General features: G+C 69.8%; 15 protein-coding genes and 1 tRNA gene. 13 read left to right on the forward strand and 3 right to left on the reverse strand.

The genetic code is table 11. The annotated features are described in order from the left end of the window. Window positions 1–66: 66 nt before the first annotated feature. From mshA to ACTOQ3_RS08010, 3 genes are all read left to right on the forward strand, one after another. Window positions 67–1,350, forward strand: a complete 1,284-nt coding sequence (gene mshA, locus ACTOQ3_RS08000; protein ID WP_440082757.1) for a D-inositol-3-phosphate glycosyltransferase — start codon at window positions 67–69, stop codon at window positions 1,348–1,350. A gap of 82 nt (window positions 1,351–1,432) precedes the next feature. Then, the gene (locus tag ACTOQ3_RS08005; RefSeq protein WP_440070404.1) at window positions 1,433–1,912 is read left to right on the forward strand and encodes a YbjN domain-containing protein; all 480 of its coding nucleotides are present in this window, start codon (window positions 1,433–1,435) and stop codon (window positions 1,910–1,912) included. 172 nt (window positions 1,913–2,084) lie between these two features. Beyond that, the gene (locus ACTOQ3_RS08010) at window positions 2,085–2,828 is read left to right on the forward strand and encodes a phosphoglyceromutase (RefSeq protein WP_362678263.1); all 744 of its coding nucleotides are present in this window, start codon (window positions 2,085–2,087) and stop codon (window positions 2,826–2,828) included. Between the two features lie 126 nt (window positions 2,829–2,954). On the opposite strand, the gene phoU is transcribed toward ACTOQ3_RS08010, so the two are convergent. Beyond that, window positions 2,955–3,614 carry a phosphate signaling complex protein PhoU gene (gene phoU / locus ACTOQ3_RS08015; protein WP_440082758.1) on the reverse strand — a complete coding sequence of 220 codons (660 nt, stop codon included), beginning with the start codon at window positions 3,612–3,614 and terminating at the stop codon, window positions 2,955–2,957. A gap of 158 nt (window positions 3,615–3,772) precedes the next feature. On the opposite strand from phoU, the gene ACTOQ3_RS08020 reads away from it, so the two are divergent. Together ACTOQ3_RS08020 and ACTOQ3_RS08025 are read left to right on the forward strand one after the other, a co-directional pair. Further along, the gene (locus ACTOQ3_RS08020; RefSeq protein ID WP_362680557.1) at window positions 3,773–4,954 is read left to right on the forward strand and encodes a sensor histidine kinase; all 1,182 of its coding nucleotides are present in this window, start codon (window positions 3,773–3,775) and stop codon (window positions 4,952–4,954) included. Beyond that, window positions 4,951–5,640 carry a response regulator transcription factor gene (locus ACTOQ3_RS08025; RefSeq protein ID WP_362678267.1) on the forward strand — a complete coding sequence of 230 codons (690 nt, stop codon included), beginning with the start codon at window positions 4,951–4,953 and terminating at the stop codon, window positions 5,638–5,640. Before ACTOQ3_RS08020 ends, ACTOQ3_RS08025 begins: the two co-directional genes overlap by 4 nt. Window positions 5,641–5,837: 197 nt before the next feature. Here the strand turns inward: ACTOQ3_RS08025 and ACTOQ3_RS08030 are convergent, their stop codons facing one another. Beyond that, complete coding sequence (locus ACTOQ3_RS08030; protein WP_440070401.1) at window positions 5,838–6,419, reverse strand: copper chaperone PCu(A)C; 582 nt, start codon at window positions 6,417–6,419, stop codon at window positions 5,838–5,840. A gap of 261 nt (window positions 6,420–6,680) precedes the next feature. Here ACTOQ3_RS08030 and ACTOQ3_RS08035 point away from each other — a divergent pair, with 261 nt between their 5' ends. From ACTOQ3_RS08035 to ACTOQ3_RS08050, 4 genes are all read left to right on the forward strand, one after another. Further along, window positions 6,681–7,163, forward strand: a complete 483-nt coding sequence (locus tag ACTOQ3_RS08035) for a CarD family transcriptional regulator (RefSeq protein WP_030924410.1) — start codon at window positions 6,681–6,683, stop codon at window positions 7,161–7,163. Window positions 7,164–7,180: 17 nt separating this feature from the next. Continuing rightward, complete coding sequence (ispF, locus tag ACTOQ3_RS08040; protein ID WP_362678271.1) at window positions 7,181–7,639, forward strand: 2-C-methyl-D-erythritol 2,4-cyclodiphosphate synthase; 459 nt, start codon at window positions 7,181–7,183, stop codon at window positions 7,637–7,639. Between the two features lie 187 nt (window positions 7,640–7,826). Next, window positions 7,827–8,093 (forward strand): GlsB/YeaQ/YmgE family stress response membrane protein, encoded by a 267-nt coding sequence (locus ACTOQ3_RS08045; protein ID WP_362678273.1) that lies wholly within the window; start codon window positions 7,827–7,829, stop codon window positions 8,091–8,093. A 93-nt stretch (window positions 8,094–8,186) separates the two neighbouring features. Continuing rightward, a complete protein-coding gene (locus ACTOQ3_RS08050) occupies window positions 8,187–8,453 on the forward strand; it encodes a GlsB/YeaQ/YmgE family stress response membrane protein (RefSeq protein ID WP_440082759.1) in 267 nt (88 codons plus the stop codon). 783 nt (window positions 8,454–9,236) lie between these two features. On the opposite strand, the gene ACTOQ3_RS08055 is transcribed toward ACTOQ3_RS08050, so the two are convergent. Next, the gene (locus ACTOQ3_RS08055; RefSeq protein WP_440082760.1) at window positions 9,237–10,655 is read right to left on the reverse strand and encodes a hypothetical protein; all 1,419 of its coding nucleotides are present in this window, start codon (window positions 10,653–10,655) and stop codon (window positions 9,237–9,239) included. 632 nt (window positions 10,656–11,287) lie between these two features. On the opposite strand from ACTOQ3_RS08055, the gene cysS reads away from it, so the two are divergent. The 4 genes from cysS (at window position 11,288) to ACTOQ3_RS08075 (ending at window position 14,706) form a co-directional block, all read left to right on the forward strand. Then, window positions 11,288–12,685 (forward strand): cysteine--tRNA ligase, encoded by a 1,398-nt coding sequence (cysS, locus tag ACTOQ3_RS08060; protein ID WP_440070398.1) that lies wholly within the window; start codon window positions 11,288–11,290, stop codon window positions 12,683–12,685. 23 nt (window positions 12,686–12,708) lie between these two features. After that, complete coding sequence (rlmB, locus tag ACTOQ3_RS08065) at window positions 12,709–13,677, forward strand: 23S rRNA (guanosine(2251)-2'-O)-methyltransferase RlmB (protein ID WP_440070397.1); 969 nt, start codon at window positions 12,709–12,711, stop codon at window positions 13,675–13,677. A 72-nt stretch (window positions 13,678–13,749) separates the two neighbouring features. Further along, window positions 13,750–13,822, forward strand: a tRNA-Thr gene (locus ACTOQ3_RS08070). A 512-nt stretch (window positions 13,823–14,334) separates the two neighbouring features. Next, window positions 14,335–14,706, forward strand: coding sequence for a ClpX C4-type zinc finger protein (locus ACTOQ3_RS08075; RefSeq protein WP_440082761.1), 372 nt, complete (start codon window positions 14,335–14,337; stop codon window positions 14,704–14,706). Window positions 14,707–15,256 lie beyond the last annotated feature (550 nt).

A 15,256-nucleotide genomic window follows, 5' to 3' on the forward strand; every position in this document is an offset into this window, starting at 1 on the left:
GGACCTGGCGCGGCTATGTGTCGGGAATGTTGCTGATTTTTCCATGGTTGAGCCCTCTCGGAGGTGGTGTCGGTGAGGCGACGGCGGGTCAACCGGGTCGCGACGATCAGCATGCACACGTCCCCCCTGGACCAGCCGGGGACCGGTGACGCGGGCGGGATGAACGTCTATATCGTCGAAGTGGCGAAACGCCTGGCCGAACTCGGGGTGGAGGTGGAGATCTTCACCCGGCAGACATCCCGGGACCTGCCACCGGTCGCGGAGATCGTTCCGGGCGTCTCGGTCCGCCATGTCACCGCCGGGCCGTACGAGGAGCTCGACAAGGGCGACCTGCCCGGCCAGCTCTGCGCCTTCCTGTCGGGGGTGCTGCGCACCGAGGCCATGTACGAGCCGGGCCGCTACGACGTCATCCACTCCCACTACTGGCTCTCCGGTCAGGTGGGCTGGCTGGCCAAGGAACGCTGGGGCCTGCCGCTGGTGCACACCATGCACACCATGGCCAAGGTGAAGAACCTCCTGCTCGCCGCCGACGACAGGCCGGAGCCGGCCGCCCGGGTGCTGGGCGAGCAGCAGGTCGTGGACGTCGCCGACCGCCTGGTGGCCAACACCCCGACCGAGGCCAGGGAACTCGTCGAGCTGTACGGAGCCGCCCCGGCCCGCGTCGAGGTCGTCAACCCCGGCGTGAGCCTCAGGGTCTTCCAGCCCGCCTCCCAGGGCGCGGCCCGCCACAGGCTCGGGCTGCCGCAGGACGCTCACGTGCTGCTGTTCGTGGGCCGCGTACAGCCGCTGAAGGCCCCGGACGTGCTGCTGCGAGCGGCGGCCAGGATGCTCATCGACGACCCCTCGCTCAGGTCGAGGCTGGTCGTCGCCTGCGTCGGCGGCCCCAGCGGCAACGGTCTGGCCAGGCCCTCCTACCTCACCGACGTGGCGGCCTCGCTGGGGATCTCCGACGTGGTCAGGATCGTTCCCCCCGCGCCCCAGCACGAGCTGGTCGACTGGTACCGCGCGTCCGACGTGACCGTCGTCCCCTCCCACAACGAGTCTTTCGGTCTCGTGGCCCTGGAGTCCCAGGCCTGCGGCACCCCCGTCGCCGCCGCGTCCGTGGGCGGGCTGCGCACCGCCGTACGCGACGGTGTGTCCGGAGTGCTCGTCGAGGGGCACGACGCCCATGACTGGGCGCGGGTGCTCCGCCGGTTCGTCTACGAGCCCGCCTGGCGGGAGACGCTGTCGGCGGGCGCGGTGGCCCACGCGGCGGCCTTCGGCTGGTCGGCCACCGCGGCCCGGCTGGCGGACGTCTACGCCGGGGCGATGACGAACCTGCACCGCCTCCCGATCGCGGTCAACTCCTGAGGCCCGCCCGTGAGGTCCACGCGCGGAGCGCCCGCGAAGCGGATGGCGCGCTGTTCGTGAGGCCCGCTCGTAAGCTGGGCCCATGCGTGAAGTGATCGAGGCGGCGCTGAAGAGCGCGGACGCCTCCTACGAGCAGCCCCGGCCGGGGGCCTTCCTGGTGAAGCTCCCCGGCCAGCACAAGCTCGCCACCATGACCTGGCTGATCGTCGGCGACCAGGCACTGCACGTGGAGGCGTTCTTCTGCCGCCAGCCCGACGAGAACCACGCCGAGTTCTACCGCTGGCTCCTCACCAAGAACGGCTCCATGTACGGGGTGCACTTCGCCCTCGACCCCATCGGCGACGTCTATCTCGTGGGCCGCGTCCCGCTGGAGGCGGTCACCGACGAGGAGGTCGACCGCCTTCTCGGATGCGTGCTCACCTACTCCGACGAGGGCTTCGACCGCGCCCTGGAACTGGGCTTCGCCTCCTCGATCCGGCGCGAGTGGGAGTGGCGTGCCAAGCGCGGCGAGTCGCTCGCCAACCTCCAGGCCTTCGCCCGCTTCGCCGACCCCGAGCGCTGAGGGCGCCCCGTCCCACCGTCTCGAACCCTCGAAGGCCGGCTCCGAGGGCTGGGGCGGCCGGGTCCGCCGGCGGGCCGGGCGGGTTCAGGCCGGGTTCAGACCGGGTTCAGGCCGGGTTCAGGCCGGGTGGAGCGCCGGAGACGCCAAGCAAGCGCCCACTAAGCTTGTCGGCATGTCGACTTTGGTGCTGCTTCGGCACGGTGAGAGTGAGTGGAACGCAAAGGGTCTGTTCACCGGATGGGTGGACGCGGGGCTCTCGGCCAAGGGCGAGGAGGAGGCGCGCCGCGGCGGGCGGCTGCTGCTCGACGCGGGGGTGCGTCCCGACGTGGTGCACACCTCCCTGCTGACCAGGGCGATCCAGACGGCCAACCTCGCGCTGGGCGCCGCGGACCTGCTCTGGCTGCCGGTCTCCCGGTCCTGGCGGCTCAACGAGCGCCACTACGGCGCCCTACAGGGCAAGGACAAGGCGCAGACGCGGGCCGAGTTCGGTGACGAGCAGTTCATGCTCTGGCGCCGCTCCTACGACGTCCCGCCGCCCCCGATCGCCGACGACGACGAGTTCTCCCAGGCCGGTGACGCCCGCTACGCGCTCCTGCCGGGCGAGCTGATGCCGAGGACCGAGTGCCTCAAGGACGTCGTCGAGCGCATGCTGCCGTACTGGTACGACCAGATCGTGCCCGACCTCGCGCAGGGAAGGAACGTGCTGGTCGTCGCGCACGGCAACTCGCTCCGGGCACTGGTCAAGCACCTGGACGGGATCGGCGACGACGAGATCGCCGGGCTCAACATCCCCACCGGCATCCCGCTCCGGTACGAGCTGGACGACGCCTTCCACCCGGTCACCAAGGGCGGGCAGTATCTCGACCCCACCGCCGCCGAGGCCGCCATCGAGGCCGTGGCCAACCAGGGCAAATAGCCCCGGCATCCCGGAACCGAAGAAAGCCATCCGTAACAGACGAAAGGAGGGAGGGCCCGCCGGATCCGGCGGGCCCTCCCTCCTTTTCCGGCTTCTCGCGAAGACGTTCGCGAGGGGCGGCGGGGGTCAGAAGGCGGAGGTGTCCTGGGGACGGGAGCCCGTCACCAGGTAGACCACGTCGTGCGCGACGCGGACCGCGTGGTCGGCGTAGCGCTCGTAGTAGCGGCCGATCAGCGTCACGTCGATGGCCGGTTCGACGCCGTACTTCCAGTCGGGGGCCATCAGGACCTTGAACAGCCTCCGGTGCAGCTTGTCCATGGCGTCGTCGTCGGACTCCAGCTCCAGGGCCGACTCCACGTCACGCGAGGCGATGCAGCTGCCGGTCTTGGTGATGAGGCGCTCGGCGATCTGCCCCATCTCCAGGATGGTGGAGCGTACCTCCGGCGGGATGGCGGACTCGGGATGGCGCAACCGGGCGATCTTGGCCACATGCTCGGCGAGGTCGCCCATGCGCTCCAGGTCGGTGCCCATCCGCAGCGCCGCGATGATCATCCTGAGGTCCACGGCCACGGGCTGCTGCCTGGCCATCAGGTCGAAGATCGAGGCCTCGATCTCCGCGAAGATCCGGTTGACCTCCTCGTCCTGGGAGATGACGCTCTCGGCGAGGTGGATGTCGGCGTCCAGGAGGGCGGTGGTGGCCCGCGATATCGCCGACCTCACGAGTCGGGTCATCTCGACCAGCCGCTCGGTGAGGGCGTCGAGTTCTTCGTGGTAGGCGTCGCGCATGAGACTCACCGTAGGGCGGTAACGGTGAACGAACCTCGACCGTAAAGTGAACTTTATGGGAAAGGCCGTGGTCATGCCCCCTTAGCAGTCCTCAACAGGAAAAGCCCGACCTACCATCGAGGGCGTGAAGCCTACGGGAGGACCACGTGAGTGAGCTGATGGCGAGCCTGGCCGCACTGGCCGGTTTCGTCGTGGGAGCGCTGGCCGTGATGGTCGTCCGCCATACCCATGGACAGCGGAGTGCGATGACACCGGTTGACGGCGTCGAGCCCGGCGCGCTGCCGCAGGGGGTCGCCTCGGTGCTGGCCGTGCTGCCGTCCTCGGCGGTCGTGCTCGACAAGGAGGACCGCGTGCTGCGGGCCAGTTCGGCGGCACGCGCGTTCGGCCTGGTCAAGGGAGATCACCTGATGGCGGCCGAGCTGCTCGCCCTGGCCAGGAAGGTACGCAGGGACGGCGAGATCCGCGAGAGCGAGATCGAGGTGGCCGGCCACAAGTTCGGCCAGGAGTCGACCAACTTCGCGGTGCGGGTCGCCCCGCTCGGCTCGCACGGTCAGGTGCTCGTCCTCGCCGAGGACCAGACCGAGCACCGCCGCGTCGAGGCGGTGCGCCGCGACTTCGTGGCCAACGTGAGCCACGAGCTCAAGACGCCGGTGGGCGCGCTGTCGCTGCTGGCCGAGACCATCCAGGACGCCGCCGACGACCCCGAGGCGGTCACCCGCTTCGCCGGGCGCATGCAGCACGAGGCGGCCCGGCTCACCTACCTCGTCCAGGACCTCATCACCCTCTCCCGTATCCAGGGCGCCGAGCCCATTCCCACCCCGGGCCCGGTCCTGATCGACGAGGCGGTGCACGAGGCCATCGACCGCTGCAACACCACCGCGGCGGCCAAGGACATCACCCTCGTCGCCGGTGGGGTCGAGGGCCTGCGGATATGGGGCGACGACGAGCTCCTCGTCACCGCCCTGCGCAACCTCATCGACAACGCGGTCGCCTACAGCCCCGAGCACACCCGGGTCGTGGTCAGCGCCCGCGCGGCGGGCCCCAACACCGAATCCGTCGAGATCAGCGTGAGCGACCAGGGGATCGGCATTCCCGAGAGCGCCCAGGAGCGGATCTTCGAACGGTTCTTCCGCGTCGACGCGGCACGTTCGCGGGCGACCGGTGGCACGGGCCTCGGCCTGGCCATCGTCAAGCACGTGGCCGCCTCCCACAACGGGGCGGTCACGGTGTGGAGCAAGGAAGGTTCCGGTTCCACCTTCACCCTCCGCCTGCCCGCCTTCGGCGGCATGGCGGTCACGGAACCAGCAACAGTCACGATTCCCCTGGAGGCCGCGCAGTGACTCGCGTGCTCGTTGTCGAGGACGAGGAATCGTTCTCCGACGCCCTGTCATACATGCTGCGCAAGGAAGGCTTCGAGGTGGCCGTGGCCACCACCGGGCCGGAGGCGCTGGAAACCTTCGACCGCAACGGCGCCGACCTGGTGCTGCTCGACCTGATGCTCCCCGGCCTGCCGGGTACCGAGGTCTGCCGCTCCCTCCGGCAGCGCTCCAACGTGCCCGTCATCATGCTCACCGCCAAGGACAGCGAGATCGACAAGGTCGTCGGGCTGGAGCTCGGCGCCGACGACTACGTCACCAAGCCCTTCTCCTCGCGAGAGCTGGTGGCCCGCATCCGCGCGGTGCTGCGCCGCCAGGGCGACGTGGAGGAGCTGGAGTCGGCGGTGCTGGCCGCCGGTCCGGTCCGGATGGACGTCGACCGCCACATCGTCGCCGTACGCGGTGAGCCGGTACAGCTGCCCCTGAAGGAGTTCGAGCTGCTGGAGGTGCTGCTGCGCAACGCCGGGCGGGTGCTCACCCGGGGCCAGCTCATCGACCGGGTCTGGGGCGCCGACTACGTGGGCGACACCAAGACCCTGGACGTGCACGTCAAGCGGCTGCGGGCCAAGGTCGAGTCCGACCCCTCCAACCCGCGCTGCATCCTCACCGTCCGGGGGCTGGGCTACAAGTTCGACCCCGCCGAGGTCTGACTCGCCGAGGTCTGGGCCTCGGAGGTCCGACCCGCCGAGGTCTGGGCCGTCCCGCCCGTTCCCGGACGATCGCCCGCTTCCGGGACGACGCCCGTCCGGGCGGACGCTTCGCCTCCGGACGATCCGAGGGGCCGTACGGCGTGCCCGCGCCGTACGGCCCCTCGGCGTGTCCGGAGGCCGTCGCCGGCCCCGGAGGGTCAGTGGCCCGAGTGCTCGTCCCCGGTGGTGGCGGAGGGGGTGGGTGACGGCGTGGGGGCCGCGGAGGCGCCGGGAGCCTGCGGGTAGGCGGTGAACTCGCGGCTGCGGGTGATGACGGGGATCGTGAGCTGCACGATGCCGGCGTTGGCGAACTGCAACTGCACCTTGAGGCCCTCGCCGCCCCTGAGAGGCTTCTTCAGCCCCTCGACGAGGATCGTGGGGGTCGGCTTGCCGACGTTCACCCGCTGGTCCTGAGGGAGCGTCACGGGCGCGCTCACCTTCGCCGTACCGAGGGCGGGGTCGACGCCGAGGCCGACGAGCTGGTCGGAGCCCGCGTTGGTGTTGACCACCGACAGGTAGAGCGGGGTGGCCGCCCCGGCCGGCAGCGTCGCGCCGGAGTCCGGCCCCAGGAAGAAGGCCTGGGAGATGTCGATGCCCTTCGTCTTGACCGAGAGCGCCTCGGTCGGCGAGTAGGGCTTGTTGGTGATCGCGTCGGATCCGGCACCGCAGCCGGCCAGGGCCGGAGCGGCTGCGAGGAACGCCGCGGCGACGATCGCCCGGTGGCGGATGTTGCGGGTCACGGTGCGAGTTCTCCTTGTCACGCGTGAGATAGGGCAAGGGCAACCCTATCGGCGACGTTTACCGGGTTTCCCGCCGCCCCACCTCATCATCCGAAGCCGCGGAACGCAGGTCATAAGTGCTTTTTGTCCCCTTGATTCACACACTTGGGCACTTGTCAAGTCATAAGATGCGGCTTTGACCTGCAGTTATGGTGATTTCACTGTTCCGGGAGGCTGTGGATACGTGGTACTCTTGAGTACAGCGGAAGGGGTACTTGTCACATGACTTTCCAGGTCGGCGACACTGTCGTCTACCCCCACCACGGGGCTGCTCGGATCGAGGCGATCACGACCCGAACCATCAAGGGTGAGGAAAGGACCTACCTGGTTCTTAAGGTCGACAAGGGCGACCTTACCGTCCAGGTGCCGGCTGACAACGCAGAACTCGTCGGTGTTCGCGATGTCGTCGGACAAGAGGGCCTTGAGCGCGTCTTCGACGTGCTTCGAATGCCTCACACCGAAGAGCCCACGAACTGGTCCCGACGCTACAAGGCGAACCTTGAGAAGCTGGCGTCCGGCGACGTCAACAAGGTTGCCGAGGTCGTTCGCGACCTGTGGCGGCGAGACAGGGAGCGCGGACTCTCCGCAGGAGAGAAGCGGATGCTGGCGAAGGCCAGGCAGATCCTCGTCAGCGAGCTCGCGCTCGCGGAGAAGACGAACGAGGACAAGGCCGAGGCCCTGCTGGACGAGGTTCTCAACTCCTGAACAAGACATTTCCACGGGTGGGCGTCGGGGTCGACGTCCACCCGTTCGCTTCTGGCCGCGAGCTTCACCTCGCCGGTCTGCACTGGCCCGGCGAGACCGGCCTGGCCGGTCACTCTGACGGTGACGCCGCGGCCCACGCCGCCTGTGACGCCCTGCTGTCCGCGGCGGGTCTCGGTGATCTCGGCGGCCTGTTCGGCACGTCCGATCCCCGGTGGGCGGGCGCCTCGGGTGCCGCCCTGCTGGAGGAGACCGCGCGCAAGGTGCGTGCCGCGGGCTTCGAGATCGGCAACGTGGCCGTCCAGGTGATCGGTAACCGTCCCAAGCTCGCCCCCCGTCGCGTCGAGGCCGAGAAGGCTCTCAGCGCCGCCGTGGGGGCTCCGGTGAGCGTCAGCGCCACCACGACGGACGGGCTCGGCCTCACCGGGCGCGGCGAAGGCGTGGCGGCCGTCGCGACCGCGATCGTGGTGAACCTGTAGCGGGTGTCAGACGTCTTCCATACGGAACGTGAAAACGTTCCGGCGGGCGGCGCGGAATGCTCGTCGATCCATATCGAGGCGGTGGCCCGTTACTGGCGCGGTACGGGCCACCCCTTCTTTTAGCGTGATCAATGAATGCGCTGGGTAACCCCTTGGTGACCGTGTCTCGTAACAGGGGGAGCCGGACATGATCGTCTCGATTGTCTCCGCAATTATCATCGGCGCCATCATCGGTGCCCTGGCGCGTCTCATCCTTCCCGGGCGCCAGAACATCAGCATCGGTCTGACGCTCATCGTCGGCATCGTCGCCGCGCTCATCGGCTCGCTCATCGCCGGAGCGCTCGGTCTGGCCAACACGCGAGGGATCGACTGGTGGGAGCACATCATCCAGCTGGCACTCGCGGTGCTCGCGGTGCTCCTCGTCGTCCAGATGCAGGCGAGAAAGACGCACTGAAGGATTTTTTGCCACTGTTAGGAATAACCGTGACTCAGGGGGTAGCCACCTCCCTGTGAGAGTGAAGGTCTCACGATCACTGGGAGGTTGAATATGACTATCGCGTCCATTCTCGGGGCAATCGTTATCGGCGCGGTCATCGGCGCCCTCGGCCGTCTCCTGCTTCCCGGTAGGCAGGCGATCGGAGTGATCCTGACCGTCGTCGTCGGCATCGTCGCCGCGCTTATCGGTACCGCCCTCGCCCAGGTCCTCGGCGTCACCACCACGGACGGTATCGACTGGATCGAACTCGTCATGCAGGTGGGCCTCGCCATCGTCGGTGTCGGCCTGGTCGCGGGTCTCAAGCGCTCCAGGGTCTAGCGAACACCCCGGGTGAACCATCCCGGTGACCTCGCCGAGACTCGACTGGACCCCCTCCGGTCCGGAGGCAATCGCGGTGACGCGCACGATGTCATCGTGCTCCAGGAGAAGACCCGCTCGGTTCCATCTGATCTGCCGAGCGGGTCTCGGTCGTTCAAGGCCGGTTCGAGCAGCGTGCCGAACCGGCTTCCGGCCGATCCTGGCCCGGGCCCGGAGGTGAGCAAATCGCCGGTCCGCAGCGGGGCGCCGTTCACACATGTGTGAGCGAATAGCTGCGGGCCGGTCCAACACCCGGTGGTGAACGGTGGTTCCGGCAGGAGACCGCCGCTCGGTTCCACCGCGGCGTGTGGCACAGACCCCGCCGCCGCCCGGCCGGCCTCTTCGCCGGCCGGGCGGCGGCGGGGTGTGGACGGGGCCGGAGGGACGCCGACCACGTAGCCGATCTCAGCGGTCTCGGCCATCCCGGCTGAGAGACCTCGCTGAGCGACGGCCCGAAGACCGGGTCAGCTCCTCCCAGGCCCCGGAGCTGACCCGACGGGCGTACGACCGGAGCACCGGACATGGCCGGGCCCTGGCGCCCTGTCCGGCGGGCGGTCGCGGCCGGTTGCGCGGCACCGGGTCGGCGGATCGACGGGTCACCGGGTCGCAGGGGAGCCGGGTCGCCGGAACGTCAGGCTCGGGGTTCTTGTCGTGCTCGACGGCCGCCTGGAGACGGATCGGATCCGCCTCCCGCGTCCAGGTCCGCCCCCCGCTCGCCCTCGTCTTTGACGCGCCCCCGATCTCTCACTCACCCGGGGGTACGGGCGTGCTGCGCATCCGCCCGGAGGGCGGTGCCGCGGCGCCGTCCTCGTCGTGCGACCGCGCCTCGGCCTCCTCCCCGGCCTCGGCGGCCTCGGCGCCGTGCGCCGGGTCGGGGGACTTTCCGGCCTTCCGGCCCGTGGTGCGCCTCTCCCTCGCCACAGGCGCCTTCGCGGCGCTCTCCGCGGGCGTCGTCGCCGCCGGCTCCGTGGCCGTCCCGCCCGGTGGGGCACTCGCCGGGCGGTCCTTCACGGCGAGGATCGGCTGGGTGTCGGCGTCGCGCTCGCTCACCTCGGCCGCCTGCTCCCGGGGAAGGTCGGTGTCGCTGTCCCACGTCTCCACCCGCTCGCTGACCCTGCCGCCGCTCTCAGGCTCGGGTGCTCGTACGGCCGGGCGGGGCGGGTGGACGAGGAGGTCGCCCTGGCGCGGCCGGACCAGGTCGCCCCAGCGCATCGGCTTGCCCGGCCGGGGGGCCGCGGGTTCCCGCGAAGACGGCGGGTCCTGCGGGATGTCGGTGACCTCGGGTGTCTCCGGTGCCGCGGTGGGACCGACCACCGGCTCTCCCACCGGGAGGTCGTGGTGCGGGGCGGCCTCCAGGGGCGGCGCGGAATGCGGGTCGAGCATGATCTCCGCCGCGGAGTGGTGCACCAGATGCCCTGGATGCATCGGGTGACCGGGGCGGTCCCCGTGACCGGGGTGGTCCCCATGGCCCGGACGGCTTCCGTGACCCGGATGCTCCTCGTGACCAGGGCGGACGGGCTGCTCAGGGTGGGCCGGCGGGTCCTGCCACCGCTCCCCGGGGTCGGGCGCGGAGGGGCGGTTCGGAGCCGCCGGGCTCGCCTCGGGGAACGGCACGATGTCGCGCTCGGACGACGGCAGGCCGGACAGGGCCGCGTCGCTCGCGGCCCTCCGGGCGGCGGCGTGTTTGATCAGCAGGAGCCAGAGCCACAGGGCCAGGATCAGCATCACCCAGGGGGCGACGGCGACCACGACGGCCGCGCGCCCCTCGTCCACCGCCATCCGCATGGCGGTGGACACCTCGGCGGCGGCCGCGCCGGCGAACAGCAGTGTCAGGATCACACCCGCCTGCAGCCGTACCGGCCACCGTCCGCCGCGCAGCAGCAGTACGCCGATCATCGCGATGACGAGCAGGGCGTCGAAGGCGGCGGGATACAGATACGCGAGGCCGACGGGCGCCCTGCCCGCCACGGCGAGGGCGCGCAGATCCTCGAAGGAGAGCACGCAGGCCGCGGCGGTGAGCGCGGCCACGCCGACTCCGGTGACGGCGATCCCGGCGCGGCGCAGGGCGACGGCCACCCGGCTCGGCTCGGCGGCGATGGGCAGGGGCGGGGGCGGGGACGGGCGGGAGATCGAGCCTGCCGCCCCGGGGGATTTGACGTCCATGGCCCTTTGAGCCTACAGAATCGGCATCTAGCATGATCGGGGAAGTTTTTCGAAGGCGGTCGAGGCAGAGGGCCGGCAAAATCATCCGATCCCGTGCGCGAGATGTCCGACGCGGCGAACGTCGCCCCGTGACGGGTCTCAACGGCGTCGACAGCCTGCGGGCGAGTGCCGTCCGGGCGAAGACGGACAGGGGCGACATCCTGATGTCGACGGTCGGGGACAGCGTCGTGTTCTCGGCTTCTCGACGGTCAGGGCACGGCGTGAGGGTGTCGACTTCGCGCGACCCGCGCACGGCCGTCGCGGTGTCCGACCGCGCCGGCTCTTACCGCCACCTCGTCCATGTCATCGCCGCGTGGAGGTGAGAGGGACGGCCGCCTCGACAGGATGATCCCGACGGGGCGTTCGCCCGGGAGATGACACGCGAAGACCGGGGGAGGGGTGGGGCGAGCGGAATCTCCAGGTGGAGAGGATGGTCGTCAGGATCACTATCGGCCGCATCTTCTGTCGCGATGCCGTTCTGCCGGACCAACTGGGCGACATTCGCCGCCAATGGTCATAAAACACTCTGCTGAGTGTCTTCAACGTCCCGCAACTCGGTTTGTGAGGGGAGGTGAGGCATTAGCCTTGCCTTCGTGAGCCTGCAGCTATACGACACCAGCGTACGCACTGTCCGCGAATTCGTCCCGGTCGAACCCGGCCGGGCCTCGATCTACCTGTGTGGTGCCACCGTGCAGGCTCCCCCGCACATCGGGCACATCCGCTCGGGCGTCAACTTCGACGTGCTCCGCCGCTGGATGATCAGGTCCGGCTACGAGGTGACCTTCTGCCGCAACGTCACCGACATCGACGACAAGATCATTAGAGTCGCCGCCGCGGAGAACGTGCCGTGGTTCGCCGTCGCCGAGCGCAACCAGAGGGCCTTCACCTGGGCCTACGAGGTGCTGGGCTGCCTGCCCCCCACCGTCGAGCCCCGTGCCACCGGCCACGTGCCCGAGATGATCGAGCTGATGGACCGGCTGATCGCCGCCGGACACGCCTACGCCTCCGAGGGCGACGTCTACTTCGACGTCATGTCCTACGCCGACCGGTACGGCTCGCTGTCCAACCAGAAGCTCCAGAACATGCGGGCCGCGGGCGACACCGACACCGACTCCTGCAAGCGTGACCCGCGCGACTTCGCGCTCTGGAAGGGCGAGAAGCCCGGTGAGCCGACCTGGCCGACCCCGTGGGGCCGGGGTCGCCCCGGCTGGCACCTGGAGTGCTCGGCCATGGCGACCAAGTATCTCGGGTCCACCTTCGACATCCACGGCGGTGGCGTCGACCTGATCTTCCCGCACCACGAGAACGAGCTGACCCAGTCCCAGGCGGCCGGCGACGGCTTCGCCCGTTACTGGATGCACAACGGCATGCTCAAGATCGGCGCGGAGAAGATGAGCAAGTCGCTCGGCAACTCCCTGCTGGTCCCCGAGGTCACCAAGAAGGTCCGCCCGGTCGAGCTCCGCTACTACCTGGCGGCCCCGCACTACCGTTCCTCGATCGACTACTCGGAGGAGGCGCTGTTCGAGGCCGCCTCGGCCTACCAGCGCATCGAGGGCTTCGTCACCCGGGCGGCCGAGGTCATCCACGACGTCGACGCCCACGCGCCGCTTCCCCAGGCCTTCTCCGACGCCCTCGACGACGACCTGGGCACCCCCCAGGCGCTCGCCGTGGTGCACGAGGTGGTCCGCGAGGGCAACGTCGCGCTGGCCCAGGGCAACAAGGAGCAGGTGGCCAGGCTGCTCGCCGAGACGCAGAACATGCTCGACGTCCTCGGTCTCGACCCGCGCTCGGAGCAGTGGCGCTCCTCGGGCGGCGAGACCGGCATGCGGGCGACCGTCGACGCGCTGGTCGCCGTCGCGCTGGAACAGCGGCAGGCGGCGCGGGCGCGCAAGGACTTCTCGGCCGCCGACAGCATCCGTGACCAGCTTTCCCACGCGGGCATCCACGTCGAGGACACCCCCCAGGGACCACGCTGGGAACTCTCGCGGTGAAACCAGGCCGTACGCTATAGACCATGGCTGGTGGGGGTAAAGGGTCCGGGCGACCCGCGAAGAAGAAGAGTCCGACCAAGGGCACGGGCGGCAACGTCCGTCGTGGCCTGGAGGGCAGGGGGGCCACCCCGCCGGCGCATCTGCGGCACTGGCACAAGGACAAGGCGCGCACCGAGCGGATCGAGCGCGAGGAGAAGACCGGCAGGTCTTCCTCCCCGCGCACCCCGGTCCGCACCCGGCGGAGCGACGACGCGCCCGAGCACATCGGCGGGCGCAACCCCGTCGTCGAGGCGCTGCGGGCCGGGGTTCCGGCCAGCACGCTCTACGTGGCCCTGCGGATCGACAACGACGACCGCGTCAAGGAGTCGGTCCGCATCGCCGCCGACCGGGGCATCGCGATGCTGGAGGTCGGCAGGGAGAAGCTCGACCGCCTCACCGAGGGCGGGATCCACCAGGGCATCGCCCTGCAGATCCCGGCGTACGACTACGCCCATCCCGACGACCTGGTCCGCGTCGCCCAGGAGGCCGCGGAGGTCCCGCTGATCGTCGCTCTCGACAGCGTCACCGACCCCCGCAACCTGGGCGCCATCGCCCGCTCGGCCACCGCCTTCGGCGCCCACGGCCTGGTCATCCCCTCCCGCCGCTCGGCAGGGGTCACCGGCGGGGCCTGGAAGACCTCGGCGGGCACGCTGGCCACCCTGCCGGTCGCCCGCGCCGCCAACCTCACCGCCACTCTGCGGGAGTACCGTGAGGCGGGCCTGTTCGTGATCGGCCTGGACGGCGAGGGGACGGTCGACCTCGGTGAGGCCAACCTCCTCGACGGCCCGCTGGTCGTCGTCGTGGGCTCCGAGGGCAAGGGCCTGTCCCGCCTGGTCCGCGAGTCGTGTGACCTGGTCGTCCGCATCCCGATGCATGCCGCCGCCGAGTCCCTCAACGCCGGGGTCGCCGCCGGCATCGCCCTCTACGAGGTCGCCCGCCACCGCCGTTCCTAACGGTTCGCGATCGGCAGGGCATACCTCGGTGACGTACGGGGAGTGAGCCGACTACACTCGACTGGCGACCGCGCCGACGTAGCTCAATCGGCAGAGCAACAGTCTTGTAAACTGTAGGTCAGGGGTTCGATTCCCCTCGTCGGCTCGTATGTGAAAGGCCAGGCCAACCGATATCGGTTGGCCTGGCCTTTCGTCGTTCAGGGAAACTTTATGATCTTCCGTGCCCGTTGCGTACCCGATGGCTTCCTGTGCCCGTTTGAACGCCTGCCCAAGCGCCTCGGCGATGACCTTGTCCCGGTCCTGGCTGGCGTGCTGGTAGATCAGCGCCGCGCGCGTCAAGCGGCGGCGCGGCACGCCGCCGCACGGCCCTCCACCCGCCCGCCGTCCGGGCGTGCGGCGTGGGCGCCGGTCCCGAACGGCGGCGGGAATCGGGCCGCCCGCCGCACTGCTCGCGCGCCGCACCCATCCAACCCGCCGCACCGGGGCCGCACCGCCACCTGACAGAGATCTACTCTCCGCCGTGCCGTCGTCGGCCGAACTAGCCCTGCTCGCCTTATGGCAGCGGCGCTTCAGAGCGGTGCAATACGCATACGGGTTGTCAGGGACCCCCTGACAATATACAGTGTCAGGGATGCCCTGACACCTTAGGAGTGCGCTGTGACGCTGCCTGACACCCTGACCGAACTCGCTCGGTGTTCCTTCTGCGGCAAGCCGTCCACCGAGGTCGACAAGCTGGTCGCCGGTGCTGGAGTGTATATCTGCAACGAGTGCGTGGCTCTGTCCGCGTCGATCATCGACGGGAGCCCCGAAAGTCCCGCAGGGCCGCGCGTGCCCGTGTGGGAGTCGCTGACTGACGAGGAGATGCTGAGCCATATTCCGCGCGTCGCCGCGCATATCGACCAGGCCGAGGCTGACCTGCGCTCGTGGGCACAGGAACTGCGTCGGCGCGGCGTCACCTGGGCCAGGCTCGGGGAAGCTCTCGGGATCACCCGCCAGTCCGCGTGGGAGCGGTTCTCCGGCGAGGAGTGACGCGATCTGGGGCAGCTCGCCTGCGTCTGGGGATCTTTCGTGCGGCATGATCCCCGGTATGCGCGGCGGGGGTGGACTGTTCCGGGCTGACCTCTCACGATCGCCTGATGGCAGCTGATCTCCGAAGGTGGCCGGGGGCGATCGACGGTCCAGGGCTTCGTTCCTAATGACGGTGCGGGCGCGTTCCCCGGTCGGGGTGACGGATGCCTTCTTCGTGGCCGTCTTGCGTGCCCCCTTGAGTGCCTTGACCAGGGCCTCCGCGATGGCCTCGTCACGGTCCTGACCGGCGTGCCGGTAGATCAGCGCCGCCCGGATGGAGGAGTGCCCCATGCGGGACATCAGCTCTTTGAGACTCGCCCCGTTGGAGGCGGCCAGAGTGTTGCCGACGTGGCGAGATCGTGGAAATGGAGATCGGGGAGCCCGGTAGCCGCGCGGACACTGCCGCTCGACGACGCCCGGACCGCACACGCCCTGCTCGAGAAGGGGGCCTTCGCGGCCGGATCGTCCTCACTCCGTGAACCGGCCGCAGGGACAGCGGGATTCGATTCCC

The sequence above is a fragment of the Streptosporangium sp. LJ11 genome (genome assembly GCF_051918945.1).
GTDB lineage: Bacteria > Actinomycetota > Actinomycetes > Streptosporangiales > Streptosporangiaceae > Streptosporangium.